The organism is Streptomyces sp. NPDC059994 (genome assembly GCF_042737755.1).
Lineage (GTDB): Bacteria > Actinomycetota > Actinomycetes > Streptomycetales > Streptomycetaceae > Streptomyces.
Map to the genome: position 1 here is coordinate 1 of NZ_JBHWUR010000058.1, position 18,568 is coordinate 18,568.

General features: G+C 67.1%; 9 protein-coding genes, 1 tRNA gene and 1 pseudogene. 8 read left to right on the forward strand and 3 right to left on the reverse strand.

The window, feature by feature from the left end:
• Positions 1–464 precede the first annotated feature (464 nt).
• From ACFWA7_RS25325 to ACFWA7_RS25360, 8 genes are all read left to right on the forward strand, one after another.
• Complete coding sequence (locus ACFWA7_RS25325) at positions 465–947, forward strand: NUDIX domain-containing protein (RefSeq protein ID WP_385549560.1); 483 nt, start codon at positions 465–467, stop codon at positions 945–947.
• Positions 948–983: 36 nt separating this feature from the next.
• Positions 984–1,334, forward strand: coding sequence for a hypothetical protein (locus tag ACFWA7_RS25330; RefSeq protein WP_385549562.1), 351 nt, complete (start codon positions 984–986; stop codon positions 1,332–1,334).
• Between the two features lie 1,190 nt (positions 1,335–2,524).
• Complete coding sequence (locus ACFWA7_RS25335; RefSeq protein ID WP_385825361.1) at positions 2,525–3,964, forward strand: hypothetical protein; 1,440 nt, start codon at positions 2,525–2,527, stop codon at positions 3,962–3,964.
• Positions 3,957–6,701: a hypothetical protein gene (locus tag ACFWA7_RS25340; RefSeq protein WP_385825363.1), complete on the forward strand. Its 2,745-nt coding sequence runs from the start codon at positions 3,957–3,959 to the stop codon at positions 6,699–6,701. The genes ACFWA7_RS25335 and ACFWA7_RS25340 overlap by 8 nt, the downstream gene beginning before the upstream one ends.
• 108 nt (positions 6,702–6,809) lie before the next feature.
• Positions 6,810–6,883: transfer RNA gene (locus tag ACFWA7_RS25345), tRNA-Pro, on the forward strand.
• Between the two features lie 489 nt (positions 6,884–7,372).
• A complete protein-coding gene (locus ACFWA7_RS25350; RefSeq protein ID WP_385825365.1) occupies positions 7,373–8,722 on the forward strand; it encodes an HNH endonuclease signature motif containing protein in 1,350 nt (449 codons plus the stop codon).
• A gap of 151 nt (positions 8,723–8,873) precedes the next feature.
• The gene (locus tag ACFWA7_RS25355; RefSeq protein ID WP_385549574.1) at positions 8,874–9,881 is read left to right on the forward strand and encodes a hypothetical protein; all 1,008 of its coding nucleotides are present in this window, start codon (positions 8,874–8,876) and stop codon (positions 9,879–9,881) included.
• On the forward strand, positions 9,878–10,876 hold the full coding sequence (locus tag ACFWA7_RS25360) for a restriction endonuclease (protein ID WP_385549577.1): 999 nt from the start codon (positions 9,878–9,880) through the stop codon (positions 10,874–10,876). The genes ACFWA7_RS25355 and ACFWA7_RS25360 overlap by 4 nt, the downstream gene beginning before the upstream one ends.
• Before the next feature lie 28 nt (positions 10,877–10,904).
• On the opposite strand, the pseudogene ACFWA7_RS25365 reads toward ACFWA7_RS25360, so the two are convergent.
• The 3 genes and pseudogenes from ACFWA7_RS25365 to ACFWA7_RS25375 form a co-directional block, all read right to left on the reverse strand.
• Positions 10,905–11,151: pseudogene (locus ACFWA7_RS25365) on the reverse strand (transposase); the annotation flags it as partial.
• Between the two features lie 157 nt (positions 11,152–11,308).
• Positions 11,309–11,821, reverse strand: coding sequence for an SUKH-4 family immunity protein (locus ACFWA7_RS25370; protein ID WP_385825367.1), 513 nt, complete (start codon positions 11,819–11,821; stop codon positions 11,309–11,311).
• A gap of 69 nt (positions 11,822–11,890) precedes the next feature.
• Positions 11,891–18,430: a polymorphic toxin-type HINT domain-containing protein gene (locus tag ACFWA7_RS25375; protein ID WP_385825369.1), complete on the reverse strand. Its 6,540-nt coding sequence runs from the start codon at positions 18,428–18,430 to the stop codon at positions 11,891–11,893.
• Between the last annotated feature and the right edge of the window lie 138 nt (positions 18,431–18,568).

The window sequence follows — 18,568 nt, forward strand, 5'->3', positions numbered from 1 at the left end:
CCAGCCGTGCACCTCGTCAACCGTGACATCCCCACCCATGACTGGCGCAACGAGCGGCTCGCGGGCAGTCACGTCAACTGCGGCTGCAATACTAGCCAGTCCCATTCAGTCTCAGCAGTTCTCACTGTGTTCGCGTCAGTCCGTGGACGTCCGGCTACGTCCGCAGACGTTCACCGCAACTTGGCCGAAATTCGGCGCCACAGCCGCACTATTTACCGCTGGTCCCGCCTCAAAGCGTCTCCGCCCCGCAGTAGCCGTGACGCCCCTGCACAGTTCCAGGGGACCGTTCCGGACTGCGGCAGCTGCCAACCGTCGCGCGTAGAGCCCCCGCCGGCACCTGCCCGGCGGGAGCCTCGGTGACCATCACGTGTCACACAGCCCCTATCGAGGCGCGGTACGGCAGCCGACTTCCCCGAGACTGCTGGCCCGCAGGTTCGGCGGCGTCGGCGGTTAGGGTCCGTCCCGTGAGCGAGAACGAGCATGAAGCGAAGATGGCCCGCCCGCGCATGGCAGCCGGCGCGCTCTTCTTCGACGACGCCGACCGGGTCCTGCTCGTCGAGCCGTCGTACAAGGACTACCGCGACATCCCCGGTGGCTACGTCGAGCAGGGGGAATCTCCGCGGCACGCCTGCGTACGGGAAGTCCACGAGGAGCTGGGCATCAGGGCCTTCATCGGCCGCCTGCTCGTCGTGGACTGGGCGCCGAATCCGGGCGAGGGCGACAAGGTCCTCTACCTCTTCGACGGCGGCCGTCTCAGCGCGGACCACCGGCAGCAGATCGCGCTGCAAGCCGACGAGCTCCGCAGTTTCGGCTTCCACCACGCTGAACAGCTGCCGGAGCTCACCATCCCCCGCCTTGTCCGGAGAATCGCTGCCGGCCTCCAGGCCCGCGCCGACGGCACTACCGTGTATCTGGAGCACGGAAGGGCGCCGGACACGGCGCCATAGGCCGGGAGCATCGCCCGCTCCGTCAAAGGAATCCGCATGGCACACAGCGCATCCGACTACGCCGGAGAATTCCACCAAGGACGCCTGGCTGCAGGGAAGCGGCCCCAGGTGCTGGATACGTGGCGGGTAACAACCGACGATGCGGAGGTGGCGGCCCGCCTCGCCGACCTCCACGGTGGCCAGCCTTCTCCCAATGAGGAAGGTGGGGAAGACGCCTATGAGGTGCTGACGGCCCGCGAGACCATACGCACCGTGGTGGCCGGGTCGGATGCGGTCACCGCTCGTATGGTTCTTTGGAGCAGCCGGGGAAAGATCCACGAGCGTGACGGGGCGGTGTTCGTGGGGCCGGACAAGGTGAGAGGGCAACCCTGTGGCTGCCCTTCGTAGTTCGAAGACCGCAAAGCGCTGGCCAGGCAGGGGCAGGGGCCCCAGCCCGTCATCGCGTTGACGTTCCGGCTTATGGCCGAGCCCTCACTCGGCAACTTCCGGTTCCGTACGGGCTCGTGGTAGGCGCTCAGCGTCTTCCTCAACTGGTCGGACAACTGGACGCTGCCGGAGGTCCCGCCGTCTGCGACTTCACTCCGGAGCTCGTGACCTTCACGGCACAGAGCGGTCAGAGGGTCGGCTACTGAAGGCCGGTGGTCACCGTGCTCGGCGACGCAGATGCCGTCACACCGGAGCCCCGCCAACTGCCACTACCCCACCGACGCCCAGGGAAGCGCCGCCACCCCGCCGCACACCACACCCACGTCCCAAGCCCCCGCCAGCAGCCGTCACGGAGGCGACATGCTCCGTCGAACTGGACATTGCCTTGCTCGACCTTGCGGCACACGCACTTGGAACCATCAGCCATCAGGAGACCGTCACCGTCGCCCTCACCCAGGCTCTGCGAAGCCAGCAGCAGGCCACGGAACTCCGCCAACTACGCGAATACGTCAAGCGCATCGCCGCCACCGCCGAACAAGCACTCCGGGCCGAAGGCTCCCCCCTGCCTGACTGTGCCACCGTTCGCCGGATCCTGGCCCGAAGAGGTTTCTTCCGAGGCGGAAGAGGCAGACCGCTGAGTGCGGGCCGTCAGCATTGACCAGCACGAAGGGCGTGTGGACACCGACCGGCGCGCACCCCTCCTGATTCTTCGATGGCCTTCCGGGGAGCGGGGTCCTGATCGGCCACAGCCTCCTCGCGGCGGGCCCACCTTCAGGGTCTGTCTGTGCCCTCCTTGTGCGCGGGTGGTTGATGCGGTCTGGGCGGGACATTCGGGACGGTGGCGATCGGGTGTGCCCCTGCAGCAACAGAAGGTGCGTCAGAATAGGGACGGGGCCGCCTGTTTGGGTGGCACAGGCGATGGAGCAGCGGCGGATGGACAGGCGCAGTACCAGTGCGGCAGACGTGAGTGAGCGCTGTGTAGAGGCAGCCCGGGGATCCGCGCGCGTTGCGTCAGCTTCCTCACGCGGTGCCCGCTGCCCTCAAGGGCCGACGGCTGGTTGCGACCGGCTCCTGCGGATCCGATGACTGAGCCGGTCGCAGTACTCGGCGAAGGTGCAGCCGTGGAGGGCCCCGGGTGGAGCCGTGCAGGGTTGGACGTCGCCGCAGGGCGTTTCCCGCTCTCGGTGGAGCGGCATGTGGGGGGAATGGTCGAGCGTCTCGTGCCGGGAGTGACAACAGTGACTCCGCATGCCCGCTACTACGCCCTGCACGGGCTGGTCGCGGCGCACGCCGCAGAGACGGGGCTGGCTGTCCCGGCTGCCCAGACGCTGCTGCGTCGCGCGGAAGTGGCGCTGGCGGCCGTGTCGTTCGCGCATCATCCCCAGGCCCTTGCGTGGCTCCCGCGTGCCCATGGGACCGATGCCCTGGCCCGGCGCCTGCAGGCGGGGACGGTCACCATGGCCGAGGCCGAGGCTCCCGGCAAGGGCGGGTACGCAAGCAGCACGTGGGGGTTCTGGGCGCCGTACGTCGGGTCCGAGGTCGAGCTCGGCATCCTGGGCACCGGCCGCATGCCGGTACCCGGGCCGCGGCTCGACGCGACGGCAGTGCTTGACGGCCTGGGCGAGGTGCTCGAACTCGCCCGCCAGGACACGCTGTACGTCGGCGAGCTCGCCTCGCTGGGCGATCGTCTGTGCGTGTGTGCCGGCGGCGACCGGCCCGACGGGGCCTGGCTGGCCCGCCTGTTGTGCGAGCCCGATGCCTCAGCAGAAGCGGGCGCTCGAGCAGCTGCACGGCGACAGACGATCCAACTGCTGGCTCGCGTGGTCGCCACCCACCCCGTCGCCCGATTCACCCAGGACGTCGGTCAGGTCCTCGCCTTCGGGCCCTTCCTCAGTACCGATCCCGCGACCTGTGGCATCGACGCCGCGGCTGCCTGGCGCGGAGTGGTATTGCGGAACTACGCCGTCGGCGCGTGGCGGCGCCTGTGGTCCTGGCTGGTGGAGCAGGTCGACGAGCTTCTGCCGATCGAGGAGCTGGCCGACCGCTTCGCCGAAGAGCTCCCCGACATCACGGTGGCCGCGTTCTTGTCCTCCCTTCCCGCGACACAGAGCACGAACGGTGCGCCGCTGCCTGCCGAGCACACCCTGCGGTCGGCAGGCGATGCCCTGCCCCTCGCCGAGCTGCGAGTGCTGGCCACCAGCGCGCGCCGGGTGGACGAACTCACCGGCCGGGTGAGGGACGCCTTCCTCGGCCAGCGTGGCATCGAGCTCGGCCCGGAGTGGGTGAAGCGACGTCTGGACGAGGCCCTCCTCATGAAACTGCGCGATGTCGCCCGCCAGCTCACCCACGACTTGGTGGCGCGGTCGCAGCGGATCGCGCTGGCCAAGGCCCAACGTCGCGCCGACGGCAACCTGTGGCTGCCGACCCGGCTGCATGAGCGCGGCGGACTGCTGTACCGGACCAGCCGGGAGGGGCGCGGGGATGTCGGGCTGCGCCTGGATCAGCTCGGGAGTGTCCTGGCCACCTGCGGCGTACTGCACTACGACGAGCACTGGTCGGTGACCAGGAGCGGGAAGGCCCTCGTTGACTGACACCCCGCCGGCGCCGGGAGCGGTGGAGCCACCGACCGCGTTCGCCTCGCCGCTGACCCTCATCCTCGACGAGGTGCGCACAGGCGGACAGGGCCTGGAGGAAGCCCTCTTCTTCAGCTTCACCGCCGATCTCGGCTTCTTCGAGCAGATCGCCCTCGGCGTGACCCAGGCCACCGGCGCACGCGTCACGGTCGCAGGCGATGTCGCCATGGCCCGCAACGACCCCCGGTCCGTCCGGCGGGCAGGCCGCAGCTACCTCGCCGGGCTGGCCTACGCACACGGTGCCGCCTTCCACCCCAAGCTGATGGTGCTGGCCGGACCGGAGCACGCCACCGTTGCGCTCGGCTCCGGCAACACCACACTGGCCGGGTGGCAGGCCAACGCCGAACTGTGGACGGTGCTGCGGGTGGCCGGCGACCAGAGTCCCGCGGCGATCCCGGACTTGTCGGCCTGGCTGCGCGGCTTGCCGGACAAGGTGGAGTTCTCCCCCGGTGTGCCCCAGGCGCTGGGGCGGGTCGCGGCGCTGCTGGACCGGCTCCACCACGGCAAGACCGCTACGGCACCGCAGGTCCGTGTCGTCAGCAGCCTGCGCGCGCCCATCATCGATCGGCTGCCCCACGGGCCGGTCGACGAGCTGGCCGTCTTCGCACCGTTCTACGACCAGCGCTCCCAGGCCCTGCGGCAGCTGCTCGAACGGTTCCGTCCGCGCCGGTTCACCCTCGCCTACCAGCCCGGGCTCACCGACCTCGACGGGCCGTCGGTCGCCGCCCTGGTGCAGGAGTACGGCGGACGCGTCATCAGCGACCACGGCCAGCGCTACCGCCACGGGAAACTCATCGAGTGGGCCTCCCGCGGGCAGCGGTGGGCGCTGACCGGCAGCCCGAACCTTTCCGCCGCAGCGTTGCTGCGTTCCCAGGGCGACGGCGGCAACTGCGAGCTCGGCATCATCACCCCCGTCCCCGCCACCCTCCTGCCCACCGGTACCGACGAGCTGGCCGCCCGGCTGAGCGCAGCTACCCCTCTCCCCCGGCCCGTCGTCGGCCGTGGGCCGCTGCTGCTCGGCGCTCTGCGCGTCCCGGACGGTCTGGAGATCAGCGTGGCCCGCCCTCTCGCTGGCGCTGCGTACCTGGAGTTGTCTCAAGCGGCCGCGCCGCCGGAGTCTTGGGAGCGCGTCGCCGACGTCCCGCCCGGCCAGACCACGCTGACGGTGACGGCGCCGGCGGATGCGGGCAGCCGCGTGCGCCTGGTCGTCGTCGACAACGACGGTGTACCGCGCTTCGGCAACATCGTGTTCGTCGTCGATCCTGACCGCGTACTGCGCCGCATGACACCGGCCCAGTCCCAGGCCCCCACAACCAAGCCACCTGACCTGTTTACTGACCCCCGGCTCGCCGAACGGTTCCTCGGCGACCTGGAAACCCTCCGTACGGGATTGACCCCCACTCCAGCGGGCGCATCCGCAAACAGCAGCACCAGCAGTACCGTGACGACGACCTCGCGGGACGGCGACGAGGGCGGCTGGGAGCGCTATCTGGACGAATGCGCCGGGCGCGTCGGGCACCCGCTCACGCGCTTTGCCCTGGGGCTTCCCCTGCCCGATGGTGCCAGCACGCCCTTTCAGGAGCTGCCGCCGGTCTCCTGGGACGAACGGTTCACCGACGACGTCGTAGCCGCCCTCGATGACGACGACGCCGAGACCGTGGCGGCAGCGGACGCTCCTGCAGCGGCTGATACCGGCACGGACGTCGCCACGCTGCCCGATCTCCGGCGCGCCGGCCAGGAAGTCCGCCGTCGTTACGAGCGCTGGGTGGAACGCCTCGTTGCCCTTGCTCCCCATCTGGGCCCTCCGGAACGCATGCTCGTCGTCCGGCTGACGCTGTGGACCATCGCGGCAGGCGTCTGGCCTCCAACGCGCACCGACTGGGTGCCGCTGCTCTCCCGCGCCATCCGCGCACTGGACCGACAAGACCTCCCCGAACAGATCGAGCCCCAGATCGGCAGCCTTGCCGCCGTTGCCCTCGCCGTGCTCCGCAGCCACGCCCCACGGCACGAAATCACCCCGGAGACCGTCGCCTTCAACGAAGCCTGCCAAGCGGTCAGCCATCTGCTCCCCGCCGTGGAGCCCGCGTACGTCACGGAATACACAGCACTGCTCGACACAGCCTTCGGCCCGGCCGTCGATCAGGCAGCGGTACTCGACATAGCGTCCGACGTGGTCCAGGCCGACCCCTCGACGACGCCGAACGAACCCTCACGGAAAGGGGCCGCAACGTCCGCCGCCAAGGACCGCAACTGCTCCACGTCACAGGCCGGTTCAGCAACCCCGCGCTGGCAGCTCTCGAAGCCGTCGGCGCAGCGGAAGACGCGCCCCTGGTCGGCGCTTGGGCCAGCTCGGACTCCGGCAGCGGTGCCTGGGCACTGGTCATCTGGCGTCGTCCCGACCTCATCGTGGTGGACGCCAGCCGCCGCGCCTCTCTGTGGCGGCACCATCGGCTCACCGGCCTGGTCGGCCCCAGAGCTCTCGCCGCTCAGCGCAGCTTCGAAACCGCTGCCTCCGTACCCCACGGCCCCCGCAACCAGCCCTTCGAACTGGCACTCCAACTCCTGTCCGACTTCAACCTCCCCGGGCCCCGACCACCCGACTTCGAGGCATAGCCTTCAAGGCACCCGTATGCGTCAGCGGCTCCCCGGCGGGTATGAGACCGGTCCGTGCCCGCGAGCTGCTGGCACTCCGTGAGGACGCCGTGGCGACGTCAGCCACACCTGTCCGCCGGCTGAGGCACGGGCCCCCTGATATGGTTCTCATGCGCGTATGACCCGTGGAAGCTCCAGGTCAGACGGGCATCGGGACGTGGCGCAGCTTGGTAGCGCACTTGACTGGGGGTCAAGGGGTCGCAGGTTCAAATCCTGTCGTCCCGACAGGGTTTGTACCAGGTCGGGGGCCGTTTCCGCAGAAGCGCGGAGAGGCTTTCAGTGTTCTCCGGGCCTGTTGGTCGTAGCACGATCATCCTCCGTCCGTGAGCGGCGCAGACAGGTTCGCGGTGGCATACGTGTATGCCCTGCCTGCACCCGGTCCACATCCCGTTACAAAGTGCACCGCTGTGCACAGTGCGGTGGCGCGCATCCGGGCTGAGCACGCCGGTGATGCCTACGACTGTGAAGGCCCCGGGCAAGGTTCCGCTCCGAACGCCTCGCCGACTGAGAGGGCGCGCTGGGCGTGGTCCGGTGACGGCGAGGAGGACTCGGCCGTGGACAGTCCCAGAACCCGTCTCGATCGAACGGATTGCATCAGGGCTCGGCACGTGGCCCCGCCGCCAGTGAGATACGTTCGTCACGAGCCCTTGCCCCTCACTATGGAGCCAACCGACATACACGTCCGCAGAGTTCGACAGCATCCCATTCAGCCCAGTGCAAGAGCAGCATGTGGTGTGCGGTGCGATACCCGCTGGCTTCGGCGCGCCGGTCTACGTCGAGAATCCGGACGCGCAGGCCACCGACCTCAGGGGGTTGCTTCAGCGCTATCCACAGCTGCCGGCAGGGCTGAAGTCCGCCCATCAACTCAAGGAAGAAGGACTGCGCGCGTCGAACCTGTTCCGTCCGGACGCCTATGTGCTCGGTCCTCCGCAGCTGGTGGCCGTACCCGGGGTGACGGCGAGTCCCGGGCACAAGATCCCGGGGTGGGACGAGGTCGTGTTTCCACCGTCGCCCGTCTACCGTGCGAATCAAGCTGTCGCCTTCTCGTCGCGGCCTGGTGCAGACGAAGCTGAAGCCGTTCGCCGTGCGGCGATCGGTTGGACACAGGACGTCCGTGATGATCCGGACACGGTCATCTTGGCCGTCAGCACCATAGGGTCGCCTACGCCTTCCACTACGCCTCGTGAACGGGCCGTGCCCTATGAGGTAGCACTCACCTCGGTGAGCGGTCGCAAGAGGTGGCATCAACTCATCAACCCTGAGTGGGACGAGAGGTACCTGCGGCAGATCCAGCGTGCCCATGCCGAGCTCGGGACACTCAAAGGCGCCCCCTGCTTCCGCCAGGTGGCCGACGTCCTGCTGCGCAAGCTCCGGGGCAAGCGCGTCGTCACCTACGGACGCAACATCCAATACGCGGCCATCTACACAGCCCTGGAATACGCCTGGGCAGGAGACAACCTCCCCAACGGCACCGTGTGGGCGCACACAGCCGCCTCTCTCACGACGTTGAGCCAAAGCCGCTGGGAGTGCGCACGTCTGCGTCACGGCGAGTTCGACAACGACTGGGACTCGGCCGAAGGCCACTTCGCCCTGCCACCCGAGGAACCGGCCGCCAACACACTCGACCGCTGCCAGATGACCGCCGCCCTGCTGCACCGCATGGCAGATCCCGCCCTGCGCTATGCGGAATTGAACGACCGGGCCGAGCGCGCCGTACTGGACGGCAAGAGCCATCGTCCCCGGCCTCAGGCTGGTCAGCGGTTGAGCCGCATCACCGCATCCCGCAACGCGGTGCTGGAGCGCAGCCAGGGGGCCTGCGAGAATCCTCGCTGTCCGGACCCCCGCTATACCTCAGCGCGCAGCCGCAATGGCTCCTACCTGCTGGAAGTGGACCACATAGACGATCACGCCAAAGGCGGCGAGGACCTGCCCAGAGCCATGATCGCCTTGTGTCCCAACTGCCACGCCCTCAAGACCCGGGGCACAGTGACCGAGGAGTTCCGCGCCCTCCTCCGCACGACAGCCCTCGCACGGCACCAGGAACTACTCCCCGACGCTCGATGAACGTGCCCTTGCCTCATGACGACCAGCACCTCACCCTGGTCGAAGGCCGATTCTGCAGGGGTGAGAAGACGACCGTCGGCGTCTTCCGGGGCTGGCACACCGTCCTCTGGAAAACTGCGGCGTTGTCAGTGCCGCTCAGTAGAGTCCCGCCGTGACCACCGACTTACCGAAGCATGCCATCCAGCTCCTGCTCAGCAACGCCGAACGCGATGTCGTGCTGCCCCGCGCCGTAGCAACGGCGAGCGCGACCGAGCTGCACGCAGCCTTCATCCGCGCCTGCAAGTGGGACATGGCCGCAGAGATCTACCACCGGCTGACGGCACATCTGGACGACATCGCCACCGCGAGGCACGACGCCGAGCAGCAAGATCACGCACCATCCGGCTCGGCGCTTCATCCCGCTTCACGGCATATCCAGGAAGTCTCTAGCGACGCGGCCCGCACGCTCGCACACGCCCTCAAGTTGGAGGTGGCGGAGGCCACTGTGGCTGTGGAGGAGGCCGACGGCGTACGGTCCCAGATCGCGCGCGGCCACCACGAAGCGCAGGACCCGGACCCGTCCCTGCTAGAGGTGCTCATCACGTTCCAGCACCAGCTCGGCGCAGCCCGCACAAGAGTCCACGCCCTGCACTCCCAGAACAGAGAGATCCTGCACGAACTGGCCCTGGACGAGGAGCTCCGCGAACGGGCCGCCGACACACACGCAGCGGTCGCGCTGGAGGCGATCGACCTCCACCTCAAGGACGACTTCTTCGACCTGATCGCCGATCTCTCCGAAGGCGTACCGCATCCCGTGCCCGGCTACGACTGCCGGGACCAGCCCGTCACCGCTTCCCTGCCCGATGGCCGGCCCGTGGTCTTCCTCCCCAAGCACCTTCCCGTCGCCGGCCACGCCGACTACAGACCACCTCCCCTGCCCGCCCTCGGACTCCCCGAGGTCCACCACCTGTCCGATCTCGCACGCCGCCACTTCCCCAGAGCCGCCATCGTCGTGGTCACCAACGGCCGCTTCTCTCCGACCGCACAGCGCTACGCGCAGACCCACGACATCCAGTTCATCGGCCGCGAGGGCCTGGAGCGCTGGGCAACGTGGTGCTCTCCCCTCCACGCGGTCCTCGGGTCCTGCGAGACACACACAAATGCGGAGACCGTCCAGTGACTCACACCGATGCCCTCCGCGCCGCAGCACCCGTCTACAAGGACGAGCTTCTCAACGAGATGCTGGAGCGCCGGATCTCTGTCGCCGACGACGAGCACCTGCACGCCGCCGTCCGCTGGAACAACGAAGACCACCTGCTCGAACAGGCCCTGCTCGTCCTCCGGGCGCACTGCAACAGCCTCGAACGCGAACACCGCCACGCCCACCGCCGCGCGGAGCATGACCCGTATGTCAATGATCCCGAGTGCACCCGCACCACCGCTCGCTGTGCTCGTGCCGCCCTGCGCCTACGGCAACTCCTGGTCCAGGAACTGGCCTGGGCACGAGAGGACGCAACTGAAGCCGAGCACCTCCAACAGAAACTGCGGTCGGTGCACGTGGCGAAGCAGGTGGAGCGGTACCACCGGCACCCACACAGCACGCCGGAGCTCGACGCGGTCGCGGAGTTGCTCCGCCACCAAGCCGAGTCCGCCGCCCGAGTCGGGGTACTCCTCGCGGAGGATCGTGATCGGCTGCACGCCCTGGCCTTCGAGGAGCAGCAGGCCCAGGTCTTCTTGGCCTCACCGGCGAGCACGAGCCTGAGCCAGATCCGTGCGATGTCCCCCCACCAGTTTGAGCGGCTCATCTCCGACCTGGTCGCCCGCGACGGACTGGACGTCAAACAGCGGCACGGCGGGCCTCACGACGGGGGCGTCGACGTCATCGCCACAACACCCGGCGGGGACAAGCTGGCCGTCCAATGCAAGCACACCACGAAAGAGACGCCCGTGGGAATCGCGGCAGTCCGCGAACTGAACGGCATCGCCGGCCCCGCACATCACGCTGACATCGCGATCCTGATCACCAACAGCACCTTCAGCAAACCCGCCGCGAAGTTCGCGCGGCAACAGGACATCATCCTGCTCAGCTGGTGGGTGCTCGTACGCTGGGCCACCTGGGGAGAATCCCTGCTCGACATCCTCGAACTCGAAGAAACCACTGGGCTGGCAGCATGACCACGCCGCGCGGCGCTCTGCGGAGTCTCTATACCTGGGGTCGTACGGGTACAGGCCGGACGACGAGGCGGAAGATCTCCCGGGCCACATACCGCTTCAAGCAGCGAATGACCTCGCGCCGGGTCTTGCCTTCCGCCACACGCCGCTCGTAGTACGCCTGGGTGCGCGGGTCCCCAGCGCAGCCGGGTCAGCACAATCCGGTACAGAGCAGCATTCGCCTGCCGGTCGCCACCGCGGTTGAGCCGACGATGGCATCTGCTTCCGGAGGAATACGGATACGCCGCGCTCGCCAACTTCTCCACGAATAGGCTGCAAGGCGCTGGCGTCGAGGGAGACAGAGAACCCACGGCTGGGACCATCACAGGGGAAGAATTTGGCGTCACCGTCAGCCATGGGTCTCAAACTATCGCCTCAAGAGGCCCTCGCACATTACTACCCGAGGACGTCTTCCGTAGAGTAGTCACCAATTTCAACATCACTGATGAACGTCCCCCAGAAGGAATCCTGCGAAACTGAAATCGGATCGATTGAGCGAAGGGAATTCTCCATGCCCCTGGCCGCAGTCGCCCAATCATCATCATTGCAGTCTGAGCCATAGAAGGGGAACTTCTCGATTACCATCTCCACCGCTTCAGCAAAGGCAGAAAGGGATGAGTTGACGAAACCCACATCGCCAGCATCTTTTTCGAGTTTCACTACGATGCCTGATTCAGCGTCCAGAAGGATGCTACCAAACAGTCCAGTCGACCCGAATTTCACGAGACGCCTGTTTCCTGCTTGCGTGATCTGGGTCAGAGAACTTGCGGCCTGGTATGCGGCTCCGAGCATTCCTCGCGGAACCTCCAACATGAGATCGGGTCCATCCCAGTTTGGATCCTCGGCATGTGGCCCGTGCAGTTGAACCATTTCGAAGGTGGGCCAGTTCTCGCTGCTTGCTTCCGGCATTTGACACCCCTGATTCTCATTTACTGAGGGGTGCCTCACTATAAAAGCGTGACGCCCCTTCTGGTCCCGTTACTTGAAGAGGTCGTTGATCGCGGCCTTGATCTGGGAATTCACGACTGTTCTGTCAACGCCGTTCCATTGCCATGACCAACTCGTCTTCATGCCCGCCGTGAGTGCTTGGCATTTGGCTTCGCACGGCTCGCGCTCGGAGTATAGCTCAACGATCTTGCGGTCACCGGCTTGCCGGACGAGATCTTCTTCCGCGTGGATACCTGCGCTGGAGCGCCCTATGAGAATCGTCCCGTCTTCCAGTCGGGCAGCTCCGTAGTTGTTTCCCTTGTTCTTGTCCAGCAGGCGCTGGAACATGGTCGCTCGGCTCAGTTCCGTACTGCCGTACGCAACTGGTCCACACTGATCGTTGTGGACGAGCACTGCAGCGCGACCGGCGAGTACATAGTAGGTGTGCAGCCTGTCGACGGTCAGGTCGTACGTCGTCACCGCTTGCAGGTAATTCCGCACCTTTACAATGCGGAGAACGGCTCCATCGGGTTGACGAAGTGTGTCACCCTTACGCAGTTCGGAAGCATTGACCCATTGGTGACGTGTCGCATCCCAGTAAGGGTGGTGCTGGGTCGAGGTGATGGTCTTGTCGCCCTGGGGGGTGTGGACGACGAGGTCTGTGAATTCCCTGTCTGTTGTGGTGACGATGAGGTTCGTGACGGTTTCAGCGGCCGTCGCGCCGCTCACGGGGTCAGTCGCGAGTACGCGGTCACCGATGACTACTTCATCGATGCGTTTCGCTTGCCCGTCTGCTAGCTGGACCTTGGTATCTCCGGTGAAGCTGTGTGGGAACAAAGCGGCCGCACACGCTGCCGCAGATGCCTCGATTTCTCGCCCGCCCAGTTTTCCGAGGTACCTGGATAGGGTTTCCTTCGCTTCGGCAGCAGCAGAACCGAGGGTGATGGAGCCGCCGGCGGCTAGTTCGACCTCGCCCTCCCCCACGCTGACAGCTAGGCCCAGGCACTCCTGCGGTGCCAGGCTGCAGGTCGCGAGGGTGGCGAGGGCGGCTGAGATCCATGGGTGCTCGTTGTCCATGAATCCTGCTTGGGTTGCCAGCCCGCAGAAGCCTTTGAGACTGGCGACGTCGCCGTTACCGATGCAGGTTCGCCGGGCGAACTCTCGCACCTGGCTGTGGTAGTTGCCGAAGATTCCCCGGGCTTCGAGTTCCGCCGGGCTCGGTATTCGGACGCCCGCTACATAGGTGCTACCGGATCCCTTGGTTCCTGAAGTCTTACCGCCGGTTCCTCCCGTGCTCTGTTTGTGGCAGCAGGTTTCCGTGGACGGGTCGTATCCGACCTGCTTCTGGACCTTTTTCGGGCAGTACTTGAGGTCGTACTCGCAGGAGTTGGGCTTGGACCCAACCTCCAGGCCGGCGGGGTCGCTGAAGGTGACGGGGTTGTCGCCCGCGTAGGTGTAGCCGCCGATCTGGTTGGGGTCCTTGGCGTCGAAGATGGGGTCGGCCGAGATGAAGCGGCCCAGCAGGGGGTCGTAGTCGCGGGCGCCGAGGTGGGTGAGGCCGGTGGTCTTGTCCAGGGTGCCGCCGACGAATCCCTTGTCGCCGGGCCAGTTGGCCGGGGCCCTGCCGCGCGGGTTGCCGTAGGCGTCCATGAGGCGGAAGTCAGGCGTTTGGGCGGTGGAGTCCAGGCTGCTGGTGCCGGTGGCTTGGTCGTTGGAGGCGACGAAGTTGTAGGCGGAGCCAGGTCCGGTGCGGGTGCAGGTCACGCCGCCGGGCAAGGAGATGTAGCGGGTGCCGGACTTGGTGGTGGGGGTGGCGGGGTCGTAGACGACCTCCTGGCCGGGCAGGAAGAGTGTGGTCTTCCCGTCGGGGTCCGTGCGCAGGAGCTGGCTGCCGTCGGCGTCGTAGGTGTAGGTGGTGGGCTTGTCCTTGCCGCTGGTGGTGAGGCTGGCCAGGTGGCCTTCGTCGTTCCAGGTCAGGGTGTCGGTGCCCGGTGTTGTGGTGCGGGTGAGGGTGTTGCCGCCCGCGTCGTAGCTGTTGGAGCCCCCGGTGGTGGTGCCGTCCGGGTGGGTGGTCCGGGTGCCGGTGAGGGTGTCGGGTTGCTGGGCGGGGTCGCCGCCCTTGCCGTACTGGTACGTCGTGGTGGTGTCGCCGGCGGCGCCGGGCAGCGCGTGTTCGACCTGGCTCTTGCGGTTGCCGTTGTGGTCGAACGTCCAGGTGGTCCAGTACGAGTCGGGGCCGCCGACGGTGGGGCTGGAGCCGGTGGTGCTGGGGTCCGCGGCGCAGTCGTCGGTCGCGGTCCAGGCGTCGGTCATGCGTCCGAGGAGGTTGTAGCGGAAGCATTGGGTGTCGCTGGCCGAACCGAGGCGGCTGTCGGTGATGCGGGTGATGTTGCCGGCGAGGTCGCGTGTGTAGGTGGTGTCCTCGACGCTCTGCGGCGCTGTGTTGCGTGTGGTGTGGGTGTTGTTGAGGGCGCCGGTGTGCTCGTCGTACGTGTTGGTGAAGGAGGCGACGTTCGACTGGGTGCCGACGATCATCTGGGACACGCGGGCGAAGGCGTCGTAGGCGGTGTCCGAGGTGTAGGTGGCCAGTCCGCCGACGGAGGTGGGCAGGTCGAGGCTGTTGTAGCCGGTATAGACCTTCTCCGCCGGCACGGTGCCCGCGGCGGGGTAGCTGGTGGAGAGCGGCAGCCCGAGGTTAGGGGTGTAGCCGTAGGAGTAGGCGTACGTGCCCGCAAGTCCCGTGACGTTACTGGGGATGGTGATGGTGCTGCCGGTGGGCTTCCCATGAACGTTGTAGCCGGTGACGGCTGAGGTGTAGGCGTTGCCGCTGGTGTCGTAGTGCGTGGAGGCCGTCTGCCGGCCAATGCTGTTGGCGACGTTGGGGTCGTCGAAGGTCCAGGTGGCGAGTTTCGGTGCGGAGGAGTCCGCTCCCGCGTAGGCGGCGGTCTTGCGCCCGAGCACGTCGTAGCCGAGGGAGATCGTCTTCGAACGGGCGTCGGTGGTGGAGGTGAGGCGTCCCATGGCGTCGTACGTCATGGATGTGATGCCGGTGTCCGGGTCGCTCTGGCTGGTCTTCTGGCCGAGCAGGTTGTAGGTGTAGCTGCGCTTCTTCCCGGCCGGATCGGTGATCGCCGTCATTTGGCCGTGGCTGCCGACCGCGTCGTACGTGAAGGTGGTGCTCTCGGGGGCACCACCGGTGACCTGGTCGCCGGAGACGGCAGGTGTGGTGGTGTATTTTTCGCTCTCCACCGTGCGGCCGCGGGCGTCGGTGATGGTGGTGCTGGGGGTTCCCCCGGTGGGCGGGATGACGGTGACGCGGTCGCCGCCGTAGATCGTCTTGGTCTGCTCTTTGATGGTGCCCTTGTACTGGGAGACGGTCAGGACCGGTCGGCCCAGGCCGTCGAAGGTGGTGATCTCCTGGTTGGTGACCTGGGGGTCGGTGGTGGCGACGAGGGTGGTGTCAGGGGTGCTGGAGCCGTCCCAGTAGCCGTGGTTGGTCTTGTAGGCCCAGCCGTGGCTGTCGTAGTACGTGTCGGTCAGCATCCGGCCGCCCTGCGGGGTCGGAGACTGGGTCTGCCGCGACCGCAGGAGTCCGTCGTAGATCTCGGTGCTGGTGGTGTAGCTGCCGTCCTCGTTCAGCTTCTTCGTCGTGATCGAGGAGGGTGTGGTGGCAGACGTTTGGTACGCGAAGGTGTAGTTGGCCGACTGGGTGGCTTTGACACGGCCGGGCAGCCAGTGCGCGGTAGTGCGGCCCAGGGCGTCGTAGGTGGTGTCGGTCTCCGCGTTGTTCGCGTCGACGACGCGCGTGGGGACACCGCGCGCCGGGTCCACCGTCGTGGTGATGCTCTGCTGCTTGGGGTTGGTCTTCTTGACCAGGACCGTCTGGCCGTTGGTGTCGGTGTACGCGACCGTGGACTTGTTCCCGAGGTTGTCCCACGTGTTCGCGGGACGGCCGTATGCGTCGTAGGCGACGGCCGACTTCACTTGGTAGGTGAAGGATCCGTCGGAGTAGTCCTTGGCCGTGGCCACCACGGTGGGCTCGCCCCGTGTCAGGGCGGGCTGGCTGTTCGGCAGGGTGAGCGCGCCGGTGGGGGCGGGGGTGTCGTAGAAGGTGCGCTGGTCGGAGACGACGTCGCGGGGGCGGGTGACGTTCGGGGTGCCCAGTCCGTTGGACGTGGTGCTGTCGCCGTCGGCACACGGCCCGGCATCGACCTCGACCTCGCTCGGCAGGCCGATCAGGTTCCAGGCGTCCTGGGCGTCGGCGTAGCTTGTTGATGTGCACGTTTCCTGGGCGGCCACGCTGGTGTCGCCCTTGTCGTCCTCGTAGCGCAGCAGCCCGGTGGTCTTGTCGTAGCCCTTCTCGGTCTGGGTGGTGCGCCAGGTCGTCGGTGTGCTGGAGGTGATCGCCGAGGTGGTGATGGTGGAGGCGGGGCGGACCATATTCGCGGTCAGCGCGGGCAGACCGGTGCGTTTGCGGGCGGCGACGGCGTCGCTGACCCAGTAGGAGGTGACGGTGGCGCTGTCCACTGCCCCGCCGCTGCCCTTGTAGGTGAGGACTTCGCGCGGGCTGCCCACCAGCTGGGCCGTGTCGGGAGCCGCCTTCGACAAGCCCGGCACGGCGACCGCGTCGGACAGGACGACGTCGACCGACCGCGTGCCACCGCCGGGCAGGGTGTCGCCGTGCATGCCCTGGTAGTAGATGGTGTCCGTGAGGGTCTGGACGTCGCCGCCGTTGCCCGTGCGGGTCTGCACTTCGGAGTAGCCGCGCCACTGGCCGTAGGTGCGGTACTTGGGTTTGGTGATCTCGTTGTCGTCGTAGTGCCAGGCCGGTTTGCCGGTGTAGGCGTAGGTGGTGACGGTCCCTGCGGAGGCGCCGGTGTTGTCGTTGTCGCTGACCGACTTCACGACGTACTTGTTGAACCAGTCGAGGATCGGGGTGCTCATCCCGTACGGAGTCCAGTAGACGGGGAAACATGCGGTGGTGTTGGTCGACGGGTCCGTGCCCGAGTTGCAGCCGGTGGGGGCCTGGTAGTTGACGCTGATCGCATCGCCACTCTCGGTGGTGATCCCGCCGATGCGGAACTTGTTGAGGTTGGCGTAGCCGTTGCGGGTGTTGAACCGGTTGGCGAGGTTGATCGGCGTGAACCTCACCGGAGGAACCGACAGTGCGGTGCCGTTGTTGCCGGTGTGTGTGATCGAGTCGAGCCAGAGTGCGGGTTTCTCGTTGCCGTCGTTGGGGGGCGGAAAGCTCTGCGCCAGGCTGTATGTGTCGGTGTCGGCGTAAGTCTTCTTGGTCGGGTCGGACAGGATCTGCGTCTTGACCGCGACGAGCCGCTTGGTGGAGAAGAAGGCCGGCGAGTGGATCGAGCACCCGGCACCGCTGTTGCAGTTCAGATCCCATGGGACGTCGGGCCAGTTCGCGCTGTTGGAGTCGATCGGCATGCAGGTGCCCGTCACACACCGCCAGTCGGTGACGAACTGCACGCGCTGCGGAGCAACGGCTGAGCCGTTGCCCAGCCCGTAGTCGATATGGTCCAGCCAACCCGCGCGGGTGTAGTAGGCGCCGGTGGTCTTGCCGTTGGCGCCGTAGTAGTTCCCGTGCGTGCCGTAGTAGTAGACGATCGCGTTGCCGTGAATGTCGACGACCTCGTCGAGGTTCCACTGCCATGCCTGGTTGCAAGAGGCGTTGGCGAAGGTCGCGTTGTAGCAAGGGTCGCCGGAGTGCGCGCCGTAGACCGGGACGGTCCACGCGGAGTTCGTGGTGCCGTAGTTCGGGACGGTGTTGCGCCCGTAGTAGTAGATCTTCCCTTGGGACGTGATCTTCCAGTACTCGCCGTTCCAGGTGCCGTTCTGCGTCGTGTTGCCCGCGACGATGAGTTCGACCTTGGCGTCGGTGTCGCCGGAGAGCTTCCAGTGGGTGGGCGCGGAAGCGTCGTAGACGATGTCCTGCGAGTGGCCCTTGAGGACCACGTGCAGGATCTGCCCGTCCCAGCACAGGTCTGGCACCTTGGGCGCGGTGCCCGCAGGATCGTCCTTGCAGGGGACGTAGGAGCGGGTGACGGCCCCGGGCGAGTAGTCCCACCCCTCACCGACCCAGCTGGGCTGGTTGTCGGTTGAGGTTGTGCGGCCGTCGACCGACTGGGCCGAATAGCTGAGACCGACGTCAGGGGTCAGGTTGCCCGGTGTCGGGGGCACGCCGATGGGATACGAGTAGGTGAAGTCTCCACTGCTCCCACCGGCGGTCCACGACCCGGCCGGGGCGAACGGAGTGGCTGAGTAGTCTCCCGCGCCGCTGGACGTGTCGGAGGTCGCGGCGAGCACCGTCAGGCTGGTCCCCGTGGCACTCCCACCGGCCGTACCGTTCTGCTTGCGGGCCATCGCGCCTTGGCCGGCTGCCTTCGGTGCGGCGAGGGCGACCGTTCCGGTGACGCGCGATGCCGTGGCGTCGTTGCTGCCGGCCAGGGAGGTTTGCACCTGGCAGGCAGGCTTCTCCGGCGTCGTGATCGCGCAGGTGGGGAGTTGAACCAGGTGCAGCCGGGAGGACCAGTCACCGCCGTAGAGGTCCTTGAAGCCGGAGTAGTCGAAGGACACCGCAACCGCGTTGTCGCCCGATCCAGCTGGGGCTGCAGCCGTGAACAGCGGTCCGTTCACTCTCGCTCTGCGCGCTGCGTCCCGGTCCCGGACCTCGACGGTCACCGTTGAAGGCGATGTGTTCTGCGACCCGCCGAC